18 protein-coding genes are annotated in these 15,744 nt (G+C 52.5%); 3 read left to right on the top strand and 15 right to left on the bottom strand.

The window, feature by feature from the left end:
• Positions 1-2: 2 nt before the first annotated feature.
• The 9 genes from F6R98_RS10795 to F6R98_RS10755 are packed head-to-tail and all read right to left on the bottom strand — an operon-like array spanning position 3 to position 8,485.
• Entirely contained in the window at positions 3-1,709 is a 1,707-nt protein-coding gene (locus tag F6R98_RS10795) for a hypothetical protein (protein ID WP_153249024.1), read from the bottom strand.
• A gap of 16 nt (positions 1,710-1,725) precedes the next feature.
• Positions 1,726-2,286, bottom strand: coding sequence for a phage tail protein (locus F6R98_RS10790; RefSeq protein WP_153249023.1), 561 nt, complete (start codon positions 2,284-2,286; stop codon positions 1,726-1,728).
• A gap of 12 nt (positions 2,287-2,298) precedes the next feature.
• On the bottom strand, positions 2,299-3,006 hold the full coding sequence (locus F6R98_RS10785) for a hypothetical protein (protein WP_153249022.1): 708 nt from the start codon (positions 3,004-3,006) through the stop codon (positions 2,299-2,301).
• A gap of 3 nt (positions 3,007-3,009) precedes the next feature.
• The gene (locus tag F6R98_RS10780) at positions 3,010-4,278 is read right to left on the bottom strand and encodes a hypothetical protein (RefSeq protein ID WP_153249021.1); all 1,269 of its coding nucleotides are present in this window, start codon (positions 4,276-4,278) and stop codon (positions 3,010-3,012) included.
• Between the two features lie 12 nt (positions 4,279-4,290).
• Positions 4,291-4,482 carry a hypothetical protein gene (locus tag F6R98_RS10775; RefSeq protein ID WP_153249020.1) on the bottom strand — a complete coding sequence of 64 codons (192 nt, stop codon included), beginning with the start codon at positions 4,480-4,482 and terminating at the stop codon, positions 4,291-4,293.
• 7 nt (positions 4,483-4,489) lie between these two features.
• The gene (locus tag F6R98_RS10770) at positions 4,490-5,251 is read right to left on the bottom strand and encodes a hypothetical protein (RefSeq protein ID WP_153249019.1); all 762 of its coding nucleotides are present in this window, start codon (positions 5,249-5,251) and stop codon (positions 4,490-4,492) included.
• 2 nt (positions 5,252-5,253) lie between these two features.
• Positions 5,254-6,702 (bottom strand): hypothetical protein, encoded by a 1,449-nt coding sequence (locus tag F6R98_RS10765; protein WP_153249018.1) that lies wholly within the window; start codon positions 6,700-6,702, stop codon positions 5,254-5,256.
• Positions 6,699-8,198, bottom strand: a complete 1,500-nt coding sequence (locus F6R98_RS10760; protein WP_153249017.1) for a hypothetical protein — start codon at positions 8,196-8,198, stop codon at positions 6,699-6,701. Before F6R98_RS10760 ends, F6R98_RS10765 begins: the two co-directional genes overlap by 4 nt.
• Entirely contained in the window at positions 8,198-8,485 is a 288-nt protein-coding gene (locus tag F6R98_RS10755) for a hypothetical protein (RefSeq protein WP_153249016.1), read from the bottom strand. The genes F6R98_RS10760 and F6R98_RS10755 overlap by 1 nt, the downstream gene beginning before the upstream one ends.
• Positions 8,486-8,674: 189 nt before the next feature.
• On the opposite strand from F6R98_RS10755, the gene F6R98_RS10750 reads away from it, so the two are divergent.
• On the top strand, positions 8,675-9,124 hold the full coding sequence (locus F6R98_RS10750) for a hypothetical protein (RefSeq protein WP_153249015.1): 450 nt from the start codon (positions 8,675-8,677) through the stop codon (positions 9,122-9,124).
• 94 nt (positions 9,125-9,218) lie between these two features.
• Here the strand turns inward: F6R98_RS10750 and F6R98_RS10745 are convergent, their stop codons facing one another.
• Positions 9,219-9,686, bottom strand: a complete 468-nt coding sequence (locus tag F6R98_RS10745) for a lysozyme inhibitor LprI family protein (RefSeq protein ID WP_153249014.1) — start codon at positions 9,684-9,686, stop codon at positions 9,219-9,221.
• Positions 9,687-9,741: 55 nt separating this feature from the next.
• Between F6R98_RS10745 and F6R98_RS10740 the strand changes: the two genes are divergently transcribed.
• Positions 9,742-10,785, top strand: a complete 1,044-nt coding sequence (locus tag F6R98_RS10740) for an IS30 family transposase (protein ID WP_153247527.1) — start codon at positions 9,742-9,744, stop codon at positions 10,783-10,785.
• Here the strand turns inward: F6R98_RS10740 and F6R98_RS22035 are convergent.
• The 5 genes from F6R98_RS22035 to F6R98_RS10715 form a co-directional block, all read right to left on the bottom strand.
• On the bottom strand, positions 10,710-12,257 hold the full coding sequence (locus F6R98_RS22035) for a tetratricopeptide repeat protein (protein WP_228124830.1): 1,548 nt from the start codon (positions 12,255-12,257) through the stop codon (positions 10,710-10,712). The genes F6R98_RS10740 and F6R98_RS22035 overlap by 76 nt on opposite strands.
• 132 nt (positions 12,258-12,389) lie before the next feature.
• Entirely contained in the window at positions 12,390-12,704 is a 315-nt protein-coding gene (locus F6R98_RS10730; RefSeq protein WP_153249013.1) for a helix-turn-helix domain-containing protein, read from the bottom strand.
• On the bottom strand, positions 12,694-13,023 hold the full coding sequence (locus tag F6R98_RS10725; protein ID WP_153249012.1) for a type II toxin-antitoxin system RelE/ParE family toxin: 330 nt from the start codon (positions 13,021-13,023) through the stop codon (positions 12,694-12,696). Before F6R98_RS10725 ends, F6R98_RS10730 begins: the two co-directional genes overlap by 11 nt.
• Before the next feature lie 187 nt (positions 13,024-13,210).
• A complete protein-coding gene (locus tag F6R98_RS10720; protein WP_153249011.1) occupies positions 13,211-13,792 on the bottom strand; it encodes a hypothetical protein in 582 nt (193 codons plus the stop codon).
• Positions 13,792-14,133: a DUF2845 domain-containing protein gene (locus F6R98_RS10715; RefSeq protein WP_153249010.1), complete on the bottom strand. Its 342-nt coding sequence runs from the start codon at positions 14,131-14,133 to the stop codon at positions 13,792-13,794. Before F6R98_RS10715 ends, F6R98_RS10720 begins: the two co-directional genes overlap by 1 nt.
• 537 nt (positions 14,134-14,670) lie before the next feature.
• Here F6R98_RS10715 and F6R98_RS10710 point away from each other — a divergent pair.
• Positions 14,671-15,735 carry a phage antirepressor N-terminal domain-containing protein gene (locus F6R98_RS10710; protein ID WP_153249009.1) on the top strand — a complete coding sequence of 355 codons (1,065 nt, stop codon included), beginning with the start codon at positions 14,671-14,673 and terminating at the stop codon, positions 15,733-15,735.
• Positions 15,736-15,744: the final 9 nt, after the last annotated feature.

Raw genomic sequence — 15,744 nt, 5'->3', positions numbered from 1 at the left:
AATTACGACTCGACTATCGATGTAACGTCGAACACCCGTGTTGCTACCTGCGTTGTCGCTTTCGCTATCAATTGATAGCTGATGGCGCCGGCTGGGATAGTGAAAAATGTGTCGAACATGCCTTGAGCCACGCTGTCCGTGTACTGGCGCACCACATCGGGCGAGAGAATAGTCCCGTTATCCAACTTGATCTTGATATCAAGCGTGTGCATGGTTTTATCGAATCCCACCATATTAAATGTGAGGTTCAGCGATGTTGAGCCGCTTTTGATCGGTATCGGCTTAACAAAAAAGTTCAGCGCCGTAGCGGGGCGGAACGCCGTGACGCTGGACTTCACTACGTCCACGATCGGCGCCAAATCCGTGGTGCAAGTATAGACGGCTCGAATCGGAGTATAGGGCGGGAGGGAGTCCAGGTTGTTCAGCACGGTCAGCGGTTGCCAGTTGCCATTGATGGACACCTGTAGCTGTAATTGAGTACCCGCAGGGATAACGGCCTGCAACTCGGTTTTGATCGATGCGATGCCGCCCGACAACGATACCGGCGCGAGTTCGACAATCTGCTGTCCGGCGCTGAACTGTGCAACCACCAGCTCAAACATGAGGTCTTTTTGCAGGTCAACGGAGAACTGAGCACCGTCCTGTGTGTAGAATGCCCCACCTTTGTTGTACGAGTTGCTGTTGTACCAGAGGTTATATGTGCCGTTCGATACAACGATGAATGCGTAGGATTTACCCGCGTGCAAATAAGTAGCCTGACCGAAATTGAACCGGATGTTGTTTGTCGGCGTTAGCGCGGCCGCAGTGGTCAATGCGCCCCCGGTATAGTTCGCGTCCTTTACTGGGTCGGCTCGGCCAATCACTTTGTTTGGGTCAGGAATACCCTGTGTGCATTCGCACAACAGCACATAGGGGTTCGAGCTTTGATTGCTGCTTGCGGCATAGGCCCAGAAATTTACGCCGGTCAATATCTGATCCGAGCTAACCTGGAAACTCTGCGCCGTTGCACTACCGTTAATCGCGATCGTGGTGGTAACTGCATAAACGCGACTGTAGCTATAATAGTAATTCCACCAGTAGTAATAATAACCATAGTACCACCCGTACCACCCCCAATAGTTTTCGCTGTAGTAGGTGGTTTGCGAAAATGCCGGGTACGCCGCTATGTTGAGATAACCCGTTGCGATCGCGCTAGGGGTGTCGGCGCCCGACGTCAGCGGGTAGCCAGGAATCAGCTTTTCCGTATAGTTCGGCAACATTTGATTGCCGATCTTGGTAAATACCGAGGGGTCTTTTCGGTCTAGATTGTTAACCACATACCCATCGAACGGGAATCGAAGCCCGTTTTCAATATTTGCCCGGAATGTCGGGTCGCTTGTATCGCCGATAGACGGGTCGTTGAGATTATAGGCGTTCCAGAATGGAGAGCCGTGTCCTGTCAATTTGGATACGTCTGAAATTACCCCCTTTAATGTGACGGACTGCTTGTTCATCTGATCGTTAAGAGCAGCCAGCTGCGACGACACAATAGCCATATTGATAGCAGCCGTCAGCTTCTTTAGATTCGGTATCGAGCCTTGAACTCCGTTCAGAGTGACCGGAATATCGCCGGGATCACCGGCGAGGAATTGCGGGAGTCCCGATACGAGGCTGTAGATATCACTATGATCCCGGTCTATGCGGGCTATCAATTCATCAATGGTGGTCATTTGTGTATTCCTTGTGTTAACCCAGTTTTACGTTTGTGGATCGCTGCTGCAGCTCGATCAGATTGCGGCTCATGCGGCTACACATCGCCGTCAGATCGATGATGTAAGTTTGCATGTATGCGTCGATGGCGTTTCTCGCGGTATTGGTGATGCTGTCCGCGATCGACTGAACGTCAACCGGCGTGTAGGTGAACGTCAGATTGGCAAGCTGCTCGCGCGCCAGCACTACGTCGAAGGAGAAATCAAATCCGCTTGGCTTGTAGAAGCCTCCGGCGGCTTCGTCATACGGCGCATAGGCGTATAACGTTCCGTCCGACAGACGCAGGCCGATTTCTCTTATGCGCAGCTCGACATCCGGAGGAATATTCGCGTGTAGACGCACAGCTCCTGCGGACAGGCGCTCGACGACCAATACCGGAACCGACAACACCTGATGCGTGAGATCATTGGCATTGAACGGCACATCAGCAGGGGTTCCATCGCCGATGACGATATTGCCGTACACCGGCATGGTTCCCGTTTCCATGGCCGCGTTTTCTGTCGCTATGCCGGCAGCGGTAATTGTAAAAACGATCATTGCTGCTTCTCCTTAAGCCGGCCAGCCGGTTGTTAAGTCAATCGCCGCCAGCGCCGGCATGTCTATCGCTGCCATGATTTCGGCGCGCAGCCGTTGATGATTTCCAATGACGGTGCCGCTAGCAGCCGCATAAGCAGCAGCTTTGTTACTGACCCGCTGTGCCACCGCATCGACTGTGCTGCCGCGCGCGGTAGCCAGGGCGCTCAACATCGGCGTGGCCGCCGTTTTATCCGCCGAAAACGCAAGCGCTTCACGCAGCTGCTGATCCCATGACAGAATCTCATCCGACGGGTAGCCGGACTTCAACGCGCCAACTGCGCGCGCACACTCGGCGTCGATATGCTGCAGCGCCGCATTACGCGAGGCAGTGAGCATCAGCGCTGCCTGATCTGCCTCAATATCGGCCGCCGGGCGCGGCGTTGGCACGGCATTAACCAGGATCAACGGCGTACCAAGTAAATTTGCAGCGATCTCAATCCCGCCTACCGGCGCAGCTTCAGTATCGGCCAGCTGTACCGTGCCGGTATGTCGTCCGGTTGCATCGAACAACGCATAATTTTTGATTGTCACCAGGATCGGCACGCCGTTATCCAGCCGCAGCGCATGGCCGTACAGCGTCTCGCTGATTTCGGTCGCGCCTGCCGGTGGCGCTTCGTTATCCTGGAGTTCAACTGAGTCAACGTGCCGTCCGTTTTTATCGAAAATTGCATACAATTTCATTGTTTATCGATCTCCTTCGAGGGTTGCGGTGCGCTGCCAGATGAGGTGTAGTGTATTGCTGTTGTAGGCCATGGATGCATGCCCTCGGTCGGCGGCTAATACCGATGCCATGCGCATATCCGGCTGCAGGGCAGTGTCGGAAAACACATTGTTCAGGTTGTAAAAGCCGTTACATTGTTTCGCGACGTAGGCACTTTGACCATTCGCTGACCATGCGACATTGCTTGTCGTATAAGCGGAGGTAACCAGCATCAAAATACTGGTGGCATTTGCGGGCAGAGTGGCCGATACCGTGGTATATGATTGAGCGGCATTCGATGTAATACTCCATGGCACGGACACGCTAACGCTCGTAACATTTCCATATGTCGTATTCGCGGGAGGAGACAGCAGATACAAACCAGCTCCCTCATATCCCGAGCTCCACATCGTCGAATAATGCACGCCGATAGTGATGGTTTTCGATGTGTTTGCTGTGTTCCGGATCGGCAGCAGCCGGATACCGGCCGGCGCATAATTGCCGCCGCTGAATTGGATGATTTCCCGCGTCGCGCACACCTCGTCACCATAAGCGTACTCGATTTCGCGCCGGGCTCCGGTCGTGTACCGGTTGAAGGCTGACGCTCCGTGACTGGGGACGGAATAGTTGGCGTACCCGGTACCAAGAGCAATGTTCATCCACTGCACGGCATCGGGCGCACCATTGGTGCCGTAACCGAATAGCGTTGTCCAGGGGCCGGTGCTTGACCATTGCGCGCCAAACGGCCAGCCAAAGCCGTTCCGATCATTTTCCGTGTAAATTGTCGGAATGACGAGAGCCGTACCGCCGGACGCCGGCTCAATACCAACACTGAATTTACCGAGCGAGCCGATCTGTGCGATTTGCGACGCCCCGGCGGTGTTGACCGCCGTTGTCGCAGTGGTCTGTGCCGTCGAAATGGCTTGTATGGCATTAGCGCCCGCAGTAGTAACAGCTCCAACGGCGACTGTTTGATCCGACGAAATCGCCTGCGTGGCGGCCTGCTCCGCGCTCGAAATCGCCTGCGTGGCGGCCTGCTCCGCGCTCGAAATAGCCGTCTGAGCGGAATTGCTCGCGGAGTTGATCAGGTTAACCTGCGTTCCTCCCAGTTGGGCGATGAATGCGGTTTGACTGGCTGGTCCGATCGCCTCCAGGGCTTTTGCGAGATACGCCAAGTCGCCTGCCGAGGCTGAAGCCGCCTGAGCGGAAACGCTGTCAATTACAGCCTGTAGCGCTGCTGAACTGTCTGCCATTTTTGTTACCTGCTAAATGTACAATTGATACAAATCTCGCAACCGCATTTGGTCAACCTGCGCTTGCAACCCGGCTGTAGCGTTATTCGCTGCCGTCACCGCCACATCGATCATCAGCAAAGACTGAGCAATGCGCGGCCGGTCCTTGTTGAGTGTCTCGTGCGGCAATGGCAGCCGTAAATTAGGTGTGACTACTTCGCTCATCGCCGCCTCACAGAATCAACCGGTGCGAAATCGTTTCGCCCTGCGTTCCGTAGCGCTTTTGCCGAGGGCGATAATCGATCGAGAGCAGCAGCCCCGAATTCTGTATCTGTGCCGGCAAAAAATAGCGCTGGTCAGCCGGCAAACCGGAAACGATCTGCGTATCAGCAAACACGCCTGTTTCCCCGATGAACTCACCGACCGCGTCGCCGAATTGAAAGCGCGCGCTAACAAACAGCATGTTGGTCGGTTTGCTCGACACAGAAAAACTGCCGTCGGGCATCAGGATGGCGCCGTTGCTATCAGGGACAATAAACGCGGCTGTATCCACGGTGCGCCGTCCAACCTCCTTGATCAGCGACGTGGAGTTGTACGGTTCCGGCGGGATGGGTACGAAGTAGCTGCCCGCCACGGAGGCGCCGGCAGGGATGGTCCCGGTGGGATTGCGCACCAGGGTCAGGCTATCGGTGCTGGCGGCATCGATGAGCTTTATGTACCAGCCGTTATCGGTGTCATACAGAAAGCCGCCGATGCTGTCGGGAACTTTATAGTCAACATTCGGCTGGTAAACTGTTTTACCGTCCTCAGATGTCATCACCAGTTGGCTGATTTGCCGGTAGGGCAGCGTAATGGTGTCATTGTTGAACTGGGCCGCCGCAATTGTCCGGGTGGTTTCCCAATCCGGATTACCATTTCCCCAGGCAATGTGTAGCGCTCGTGAGAGCAGCGCAACTGCCGCCGCGATACTGCCGGATTCGGTAAAAGTCGTCATACTTAGCCTGTCGTCGAATCGTAGAAAAATGACACGTTGCCGTCCCAGTAGCGCCCATCCCATTCCCCCTCCCATTCGTAGGAGGATTTCAGACCGGATATACCGCTATCGCAGACCGCTGCCGTGTGCCGCTCGGTTGCAACTGAAGTGGGATGCTCGCTGCCGTTGACGGTTACGCCAGTGACGCGCTCCTGCACGCTGCTGCAGTGGGGCTGCAAGGGGCCATCACTGGTTATGACCGTGTGTTGTTCGGTTGCCACCGATACGGGATGCGCACCGCTGTTTGCGGACACCGCGTAGGCACGCTCCAGCATGCTGCTGCTGCCTGTCCGCAGCCCGCCCTTAACCAGCGACAACCCCTCAAACACCAGAATCGGCATCATCGATTGCGGCAATAAAGCGCGCTGGTTATGCGCGCGGACGCCGGCGGCTATTCGGCGTGCGCCGTTTACTCTGACGCTACGGGTTTGATCCGTGAAATGGCCCAGCAGGCTCGCGCCCGCCGCGCGCCGCATCTGAGCCGAAATGGTCGCGCTGGGCCGGTTCGGATCGTCGACCGCCGAGCCGTGCATCGCGACGCCCGCAACCAGCGCAGGCGCTTTAATCGTGCTGTTGGCGATGCGCGCCATTTCCTGTTGGATACGCTCTGCGATGGCGGCCGTCACCATGATCGGGGTCAAGGACGGTGGCAATAAGGGGCGTTGATTAGCCATGCGCAGTTCTGCGGAGCGCAATAACCTACCCATGACATCCCGTTTCGCGCCGCGATGATCGCTGAAGCTACCGGTTGCCGTGGGAGACACGCCGGCCTGGATACGTCCAGAGCCCGTTATCGCGCTCGAAATCTTCGATCTAAGCGCTTGTCGTCCGATGGCGGCCCCGGCCGTTGGCTGAATTTTCATTCGGTTCAGAATGGAGAAATACAGCGTTATGCGCGCCGGCGTGGTTGTCCGGAGCAGGGGAGCGAGCTGGTCGATATCATGAAAATCGTTTTCGGTGTTATCGACCAGTACCCGGACGCGGCTTGTCAAAAACTTGTCATCATCGTTGCCGGTAGTCGATGCAGGAGACAAGGCGGCAGGGTAGGGCGCCGACTTAAGCTGCATCATTTGATCCAGCTCCCAGCCGGTAGGCCAGATCAGTTGCATGGCGGTTCGCAAAAACTCAAGACCGCGCCCGGAGTTTCTGCCCTTCCACGCGCGATAGAGATACTGGTACGCCAATGCGTTTCCGCGATTGGGCAGCGCCAAGCCATCCGCCTGCATCGCCCGGTTGAGTAGTTCCATCGAGCCCAGATGCGCGACGCCCAGGACGTTCTCATCAGCGACCTGCGGGGAAAGATGGGCGTCGTACAAGTCAAGAAAAAGCTGTCGCAGCTCGCTTTCAACTTCATCGACGACAAAGCTGTTTCTCAGCGGCCCAAGCGTTTCTACGGGAGTGCCGCCGATCATGAGGGTCTCCAATAGGGTGTGATGGTGTTTGTGCGCGCCACGTTGACGGTAAGACTGTCCTCGGAGATATAGCGCCAGTGTTCCGGGCGGATCGGGTTGGGCGGTTGCGCGATTTGCACGGTGAAATCGCTGCCCGGATCACGAAGCGCGGAAACATTTTTGCGCAGCATGTCGTAAACCATCTGGTAAAGTGGGTTTAACCGTCCGCGCTGGGCTACCGCGGTACTGACGCCGTAAGCACTTAACAATAGGGTGATGATTTGCGCGCGCACCGCTTCGGTATCGAAAGAGGCTGCGATGGTCGCGTTGATGGACACGGCAATTTTTGCGCGAATCGGCGTAATAAATCGAACGCGATAACTGTTATCCGCATTCACGATGATGTTCAAAACGTCTTTCTGTACGCCTGTCAGGGCGTCTACCGGAATTACGCGCGGTGAAACCGGTTGCGATGGATCGGGCTCATCCATGAACGTTTCGCCGCCGGCTGAAGAAATCAGCGCCACGAACAGCGTGTTGATGTTGTCGATGCTATGACCGCGAACCGCTTCTTCCAGCGTTTCGTTCCACACGGATAGAAAGGAAAGTCCGGTTATATTCCGCCGGATAACGAAATCAAACTCACCCAGGTAAACCGCGGACTCGTCATAAACGGATGGATAGCGGCATAAATCACGTAGCGTAGCCATGTCAGGCGGATTTTCACCAGGAGATAACAAGGAGCCCATGGATAAATCAACCAAAGAATATTGGGGCGTATACAGGTACTCGAATGAAAACGGGCTGCCATTGGCCGGACGCACGTCGCCAACGCATTCGGACAGCAAAATGGTGAAGCCTTCGCCATCAACGGGCTGGTAACCGACCACGCCGGCGTAGCCCAACCGGATAAACATGCGCTGATACTCGTCTATTTCGATGTGATAAACCCGCTCGCCCGCGGCAATGCCGGTAAATTTCGGCGCGTAATCGTAATAATTGCCGCTGGAATCGCTCAGCGTGATCCCAGCCAAAAATAAGTCCTCCAGAGAGGGCGGAATTTCTATCGAATAAAACGGCGCGCTACCGCTCACGGTATGACTTATTGTGCGAAGCTTGTACTGCGCGACGTTGAAAGCGGCGGTTACGCCGGGTGGAATGGTGATCGGTGTTTCGACGATATACGGATTGCCGTTCGAGTCGATGATTGTTGCGCCAGAAGCCAAGTCGAATGGCGTGGCATTCTTATTGGTGGCCGACACGCTTACTCGCGCCGGAATCGCCTTACGAATAATCCCTTTCAACGCCGCGTCAGCCAGGATGGTGGCGTCGCGAACCTTCTCGAACGGCTCGGACAGGGCCACTTCCACCTGTCCCGACACCATCGCCAGCATGGTCGCCATCGCGTCGATGGGCTGATGTATGCGCGGATCGCCGGCTTGGTACAGTGGCGCGATAGCGGGATAGTTGTTGATCGTATCCCTGGCCGCTTGTTGAAAGTCTGATTTCGTATACATCAGTCGCCTACCTGTATTGCCCGACCGGAAATATCAATGAAGAGATCGGTACGATCTGGGGGCGTGGCTCTGGCATACAGATTTACCGCGTCGCCCGGCAACGCGGACAGCACCGGGACATCGGCGCGCAGTTTACGCAGGAAGTTATCGGCTACCCCGGAGGCTTGGGGCGCCTGAAGCATTTCCTTCGCGTTGCTTCCATATGATGAGCCAAGGTATCCGCCCACCGGCGTTTTAAGCCAGTGTCCGACCATTGCCTGTACATCATTTCCGGTTATCGTAGACATGCCGCAAGTGTATGCGGCGTGATGCGAGGTCGATTGCGAGGTTTTCCGAAAAATTGGCTAAACATTGTCTGCGGATTTGGTTGGATTGTGTGGGCGCTTGGGATAAGCTTCATGCCGCGCGGCATGATTGATGTTGCATAAGCGCGATGGCCCAGCCGTTTCCATCCCCCCCATTTTCAAGGAGCAACCATGTCTAAGATGCTATTGCTTGCATCAGCAACTTTCGGTCTTTTGTTTTCCTCTACTGTGATGGCGGACTGCGATAGCGGGAGTAAAAAGGTATTTTCCTGTTTAACCAAAAGCGGAAAACTAATCGAGGTTTGTGATTCAGGGAAATCGATAGACTACTCTTTCGGTAAGCCAAATTTGAAGCCGGAAATAGTAGTACGATCACCCCGGAGTGAAGCATCGACATCGCAGTGGAACGGGGTGGGACGTTATTTGACGTATACGGTAAATATTCCAAACGGTAATACCGTTTATGGCGTTTTTTGGGGATCTGACCGGCTTTCAGATAAACACGCAATCGAGGCTGGGGTAAACGTGGAAGTAGATGGTAAACTGGTTGCCACCGTAAATTGTGCCGGAAAAAACATCGTTCAAAATATTGAGGGGATTGACCTCAAGGCGGCGGAATAGGGGGTATAACCTTGCCGTACCCGCCCGTCACGATGGCGCAGTGCGCCGATCGCTCAACTATTGGGCTTGTTTCGGCGCAGTCTATGATCGGAGATCAACCGCGCGTGCCGCCTGACATAGAAACAATCTTTTGTCTCAGAACCCTTGTTCTTTCGTGCGTCATCGCAGCCATACAATTCATGCGAGCCGCGTCTTGAGCCACGAAGTTATTAGGCTCATCTTTTGCGGCTTGAATCTGGCATTCCTGTTCGCGTATCTTTAACCATTCCCGTTGCTCCGGCAAAAGCAATGCTCTATTTTGTTTTGTTGTTCCATTCCAAACAATATTGATTTGTTTGTTTGCCTCATCAAGCGCATCTTTCGCCGATGTCGTTGGGGATGAAACTCCCATTTCCGTTATTTTGTAGCTGGACGTATTAACTCCGCCGTTATTTACTATGCTGTAGGCGGTGCGATAGGCAGCGGCCTTATCCGGTTTTTGTATGGCATCCTTTTCGGCGTGTTCCTTGTAGAAATTGGCTATTTTTTCGCGATTAGACGACCAATAATAGGAAAGCAACAAGGCGGAAACAGGGCGGGCTCAAAATACAAGTGCAACACTATGATAAGGTGTTGCAATGGAAAAGAAATATAATCACTTAAGTGCAGAGGATCGTGCCGCGATCATGTTGATGAAGTCAGATGGACATAGCCTGAGGGCGATGGCTTTGAGATTACAGCGATCTCCGTCAACGATCAGTCGCGAATTGTTACGCAATCCAGTCAAGTCTGGTAGCTATTGCGCAGGTACGGCGGGGATACGAGCGAGGCAGTTACGCCATATGGCTCGAAAGCCGCGCAAATTATTACCGGATAGCCTGCTTTTTGGCGTAGTCGATTACTTTCTGCATGAAGGTTGGTCGCCTGAACAGATTTCTGGCACACTCAAGCGCGTGTATGCAGAGCAGGGAGCCCTTACGGTGTCACATGAAACGATATACACCGCACTGTATGCCTTCCCACGCGGTGAATTACGCAGCGAACTGTTGAGCTGTTTGCGGCAATCTCACACGGGCAGACGTCCTCGCGCCAGAGGAACCGATCGGCGTGGTCAGATACCTGATATGAACAGCTTGCATGTACGTCCACCGGAGATTGAAGACCGGCTGGTTCCAGGGCATTGGGAAGGTGATCTGATCAAGGGGTCAGGCAATCGTTCTTCGGTAGGCACGCTGGTCGAGCGTAGCAGCCGCCTTGTGATGCTGGCGGCTATGACGTCCGGCACGGCTGAAGCCGCACTGGAAGGCTTCAGTAACGCATTGAACCGTGTCCATGAGCCGATGCGCAAAACCATGACCTATGATCAAGGTAAGGAAATGAGCTGCCATAAAACGCTCAGTGAGCGAGCGGGCATCACCATCTACTTTGCCGACCCTCATAGCCCTTGGCAACGCGGAAGTAACGAGAACACCAATGGACTACTGCGCCAGTATTTACCCAAAGGAACCGATTTGTCGACCTACTCGCAGGAGCAACTGGATGAAATCGCATACAGACTGAACACGAGACCGAGAAAAATTCTCGGGTTTAGAACCCCCTTGGAAGTTTATGCCGAATTCCTGCATAATTGCCAAAAGGATGAGGCTATGTGCGAATCAACAACCGTTGCACTTGGAATTTGAAACCGCCCAGCTTTATCCTGCTGTCCCGTTACCACATACGCCTCAGCCAATGGAGCCCACGTCCATGAACGCCGTGGATCAAGCTGTAGCGAAGATAAAAACGGAGTAACCGCTTCACCGGCGCGACCCGCTTCGGTCAGCGCTGAACCAAGATTAGCCTCCAGTTCGGCATCACGAGGGTTTTCTTTCAGAGCCATTTGGAAGTAGGCTGCGGCATTGTTGTAGTCGCCTGCCTTGAATGTTTCCAGTCCTTGCGCATTGAGTTTTCTACTCTGTACTTTATTTCCCAGTTCAGGTTTGGGCAGGGAGTCAATGCGCGAGGCGATATGGCGCACAATGTCAATGTTATTATCCCGAGCAGCTTTTAGGCTTTGCTCAATACAGGACTGAATTTCACTGCACTCTCCGGGCAGTGGATCGTTTGAATGAAGCGCAGGGGCTGCTGGAGTCGTTGGTGCTGGAGTGCCCGTAGCAGTAGATACAGTTTCAGCCGGTTGACTCTGATCTGATAATTGGTTTTTTTCCCCAACTATAGGAAATTCTTTATCAGTGTTAATGTCAGCGGTACTGGCCGGTTCAATTTTATTAATAGTTGCAGTGCTGTTATTGGAAAGTATCGCTGGTTTTATTTCTAAAGAACGCATGGAAGTCCCTGCAATACGCCCTTTAAATTTTATGATGTCATCAGTTTTTAAAGATTCAATTTTATGTTTTTCGTCATCGTTTCTCGGGGTTATATAGATAAATACCCCGACAGCATTTTTACCGTACTGACCGATGCGTATACTAGATTTGGTCTGAACCTTATATCCATCATGAGATCGTGATACTTCATAGACAGGTAGTTCCCATTGGATTACTTTCCCCTTTATCTCTTTAAGTTTATTTTCGCGCTGGAGTTCGGTATTTTTACTGCCAAGTGCGAATATGTCAGACAACTCACCATCTGGATGTAAGTCGCTTGGCTGTTGTCCTGCAAGATCTACTATTGGATCAACTTTTGGTAATTGCGCATCATTGCTACCAACCATTGAGAGTACGATAATTGATACCACTGCACCAGCCGTCCACCATATCCAGGTGTATTTTTTTGTTTGGGGAGGAGGGGGGGAGTCGCTTATGCTATGTTGATGAGTAGTTTGGGCTTCATTTTTTGCCCCAATGAGGGCAAGAATGCCGCCGATCAATGACAAGGCCATGCATACTGCTACTAGCGTACCCCCTAGAATGGCTCCAAGGATAGAGACGATAATGAGCCCGATACCTGCCGCCTTTGGGCGAGCGAATGCGACGGCACCTAAGATAATAGAGAGAAAGGAGAAAGCAACCCCTCCCCAGCCAAGGCCAACTACTGTCTTTGCTCCTTCTGCCTCGAACGCAGAACCTATGCCACCAAAAAATAGCGTAGCTACTGCTGCAATAATTCCAAATATCCCAGCAATAATGCCAATTATTCCGCCTGCTTTATGCATTTCTCCTCCAGATATTAGATTAGCATTCATATACCTGCATTTTATCAAGCAGCTTAATGCGCAGATACCCGTCAATTCTGACAGGTTGACAGTGGTAATCTTTCGGGTGCTATCCTTCCGTGTGGCGTCGAGTCACGACACGAAACGCACTTCAAGGCGTTTTCCGAGCGCCGCAGCGTACTTGCGTAACGTGTCTATACTCGGGGAATGCTTGCCGGATGCCAGAGAAGATTCCAGCCGGGCCACGGCGGGCGCTTTGGTGCCCATGCGTTCGGCTACTTGCGCTTGGGTCAGTCCTGCTTCGCGCCTCGCGGCCAGGATTTCATCTAAAATGGCGAATTCCTCGCGGTTCAGCCGTTCATATTCGGCGCGTACTTCCGGGTCTGCCAAGGCTTTTGCTTTTAATTCTGCGTGTGTCATCGTGGGTGGTTTGCGTTCAGGGTTCATTTTTAACCTCATTCATACGAGTTACAGCAATCCGCAGCTCTTTCGGCGGGGTTTTCTGCGACTTCTTGACGAAGCTGTGCAGCATCACGATACGGCGACCTACCAAGGTGCAATAGAAAACGCGGGCGATTCCTTCGGCACCTTTCATGCGCAGCTCGAACAAACCATCACCAAACGCTTTGGTATGCGGCTCGCCCAAATTCGCGCCATAAACCTCCATGCGGTCGGACAAGCTGAAGTATCGTGCGCGCAAAGTGGCGGGTAACGCCAGTATGTCGGCTTCAACGGCTTCGTTGTAGTAGGTGATGGTGTAGTTCATGGTTGCACGGTAACAAATATGTTATTAACGCGCAAATATTATTGACGCCTGTATCTGACCGACTTTAGGCAGGATAGAGTGCTAGGGGCGCACGTAATCCCCCGCTTGATAGGCGGGTCTACAGTTAATACCTGCCATATCCGCCCGTCAGCAGCGGTATTTTAATTTCGGGTTCTTCGCACTTTACTCATGGACTACACTTCCATCTGTCTTCAGACGCAAGAGAAATATCAAAACCAGTCGTTCCATCCATGCCACTCGCACCGGATGAGCTTTCGACTAAAATATATACAGGCTTCTTTCCGGTCAAGATTGCTTCATATACTCCAGAAGATGACGACGGTCCTTCATCTTTACAATTATCACGAATTGTATGTATTGTTGTAGATTTTTTGAACTGCGATGAAAGTATTGTTTTGTATTCATCGGAAACCATTGGTTTATCAATATCGACATGAATAGCGAAGATCATTGTTCTGGGGCCAATGTAGGTAACGATAGCAGGCCCTAGTTTATCGAGAGTTGTTTTTCCAGTGCGCGTAAACGAACCTGACGGGTTTGACTGTATGCCTTTTTGTTTCCATTTTACACCGGATACACCATCAGTTGATGACCAGTCATTTGCTGAATAATCTGCATTTTCAGGAAGAGAAATCACGCTTGCAAGTTCTTCAAGTGTGGTTGCTGAAGCGCTAAGTGAATAACCGTATAAAACAGAATATAAAATAAATAATGAATATGTAATTGTTTTTTTTGTGATGTGTATCATTATTTCTTTTCCCATCCTATGACAATGTCATTTTCAAAGTAAACTTTTAAAGAGAATTGTCCTTTGCGTACTTGGTAATACTTCCATGTCTCTTTTGTTTTTGATTTGAGAACCTTTCTGTCTATATCGTGGGGTTGCCCGATAGAATCTATAAGTTGTTCCGGTGTTTGTCCTTGCCAGAACTTGCGATTCATGATTAAACATACAATTTCCTCGTCATCGTACTTTTCCAGTAATCGCGCTTTACGTCTTTTTCTAAAGTACAGGCGTACAAAATAGCTGAGTATTTTCCATGCTACTATTGTCGTAGCTGCCAAAATTAGTATTGTTTTAAGATCCATTTCTATGAGCTCATTTGTTCAAATAAACAAATTAAGAAAGCGATAATGGGGGCTATAGTTAAATAAGATAATATGGCTGCAGCAATCCCAAGGGAAGCGCCCAGTCCACCACCACCCAGATGTGCGTATGCGGCAACGCCACAAAGGCCAGCAGCGCCATTTCTGAAATAGTAGTAACGTTGCCGCTGCCTTTTGGTGGACAGTACGCTCTGAATAAAAGATTTTCGCATAGAAGTTAATGCTGTTTTCGCGCGGAGGTTCGCATTTTATCAAGCGCTTGAGGGAGCGTAACCTGTCGAAATTGACAGCTTGACATTCGCAATCTTTCGGGTGTAGGCTTCCCTCACTACTTCCTATCAGCGGCCTTCCGCACCCGACAGCCTAGCGGTTTTTTTTCGCCCAAAATTTATCTATGGGCGGGATGAGAGGCCAAAATACAAGACCCGCAAGGGGAATATGCCCGCCGCCTGATAGCGGTAGTTGAGTCCCGCTCGCCCTCATATTGGCGATATTTACTAAACTATCAGGAGCAAAGCCATGACTGCACAACCACTAACTGTCAGTTTCCACGGTACAGAATTATTTGTCATTGACCACGAGAATCAGCCTTTTACGCCGATGAAAACCATCGTCGAAGGTATGGGCCTTGCTTGGCAATCCCAGCTTGCAAAGCTGCGCGGCAATGAAGCGAGGTGGGGTATAACGGAAATCGTTATACCTTCCCTTGGCGGTCTTCAAAAGATGATTTGTATGCCCCTCCGCAAACTCGCCGGCTGGCTCGCCACCATCAGCCCGAACAAAGTGCGCCCCGAGCTGCGCGACACCATCATCATGTACCAGAACGAGTGCGATGACGCGCTTTGGGATTACTGGACGAAAGGGCAGGCGAAGCGCGAGCCCAAAACCAAGAAGGCGCTACCCGGCTGCCTGACGCCCGACCAGCAGGACGTCATCAAGGCGCTGGTAAAATCCCGCGTTGCCGAACTGCCGCAAGACAAACACGCCAAGGCCGCCATCAAGTGCTGGTCGTCGATCAAGTCCAAGTTCGGATGCAGCTACAAAGAGGTTCCCGCCGAGTCGTTTACCGATGTTTGCTCTCTGGTCGCTCGGTTGCCGCTGGAAGGTGAGTTTATTCCGGCCGAGGAAGCAACCCCGGACGTCTCCCTCAAACAATCCCTATTCGAGCATTACTGCAATGCCAGCCCGCAAGACCAAATGGCGATTGAGTTGATACTGCTGCCGAGCGAAACCCTATGGGCGCATTGCAGGGATATCGAGTTGGGATCAATCAGGCGCGTGCAGTATGCCGCTGCGCGCATACTCCAGACAATAGGGGAGCGGTTACTGGGTAGGGTTCTCCCTTCGGCTGCCGGACGTAATCACTACCTGCTGACCATCGAAAACGGCCAGAGCAACATCCAGCCGCTAACGCGAGAGCTGGTGGACGAATACCTGTCTACCTTGGGCTTGACTTCCATATCCGAAGGCATCGCCACCATGCCCGCGCTGATGGCGACGTTTCTGCGCACCATGAACCTGTCGCCTCAGTACCGGGAAAAGGCGCGGGGTTTCTGCGCGGATGAGTTGAGCAAGGCTTGGTGAATCGGGTAA

It is taken from the genome of Candidatus Methylospira mobilis (genome assembly GCF_009498235.1).
In the GTDB taxonomy this organism is placed as follows: domain Bacteria; phylum Pseudomonadota; class Gammaproteobacteria; order Methylococcales; family Methylococcaceae; genus Methylospira; species Methylospira mobilis.
This window is presented reverse-complemented; position numbering and strand designations above follow the sequence as displayed.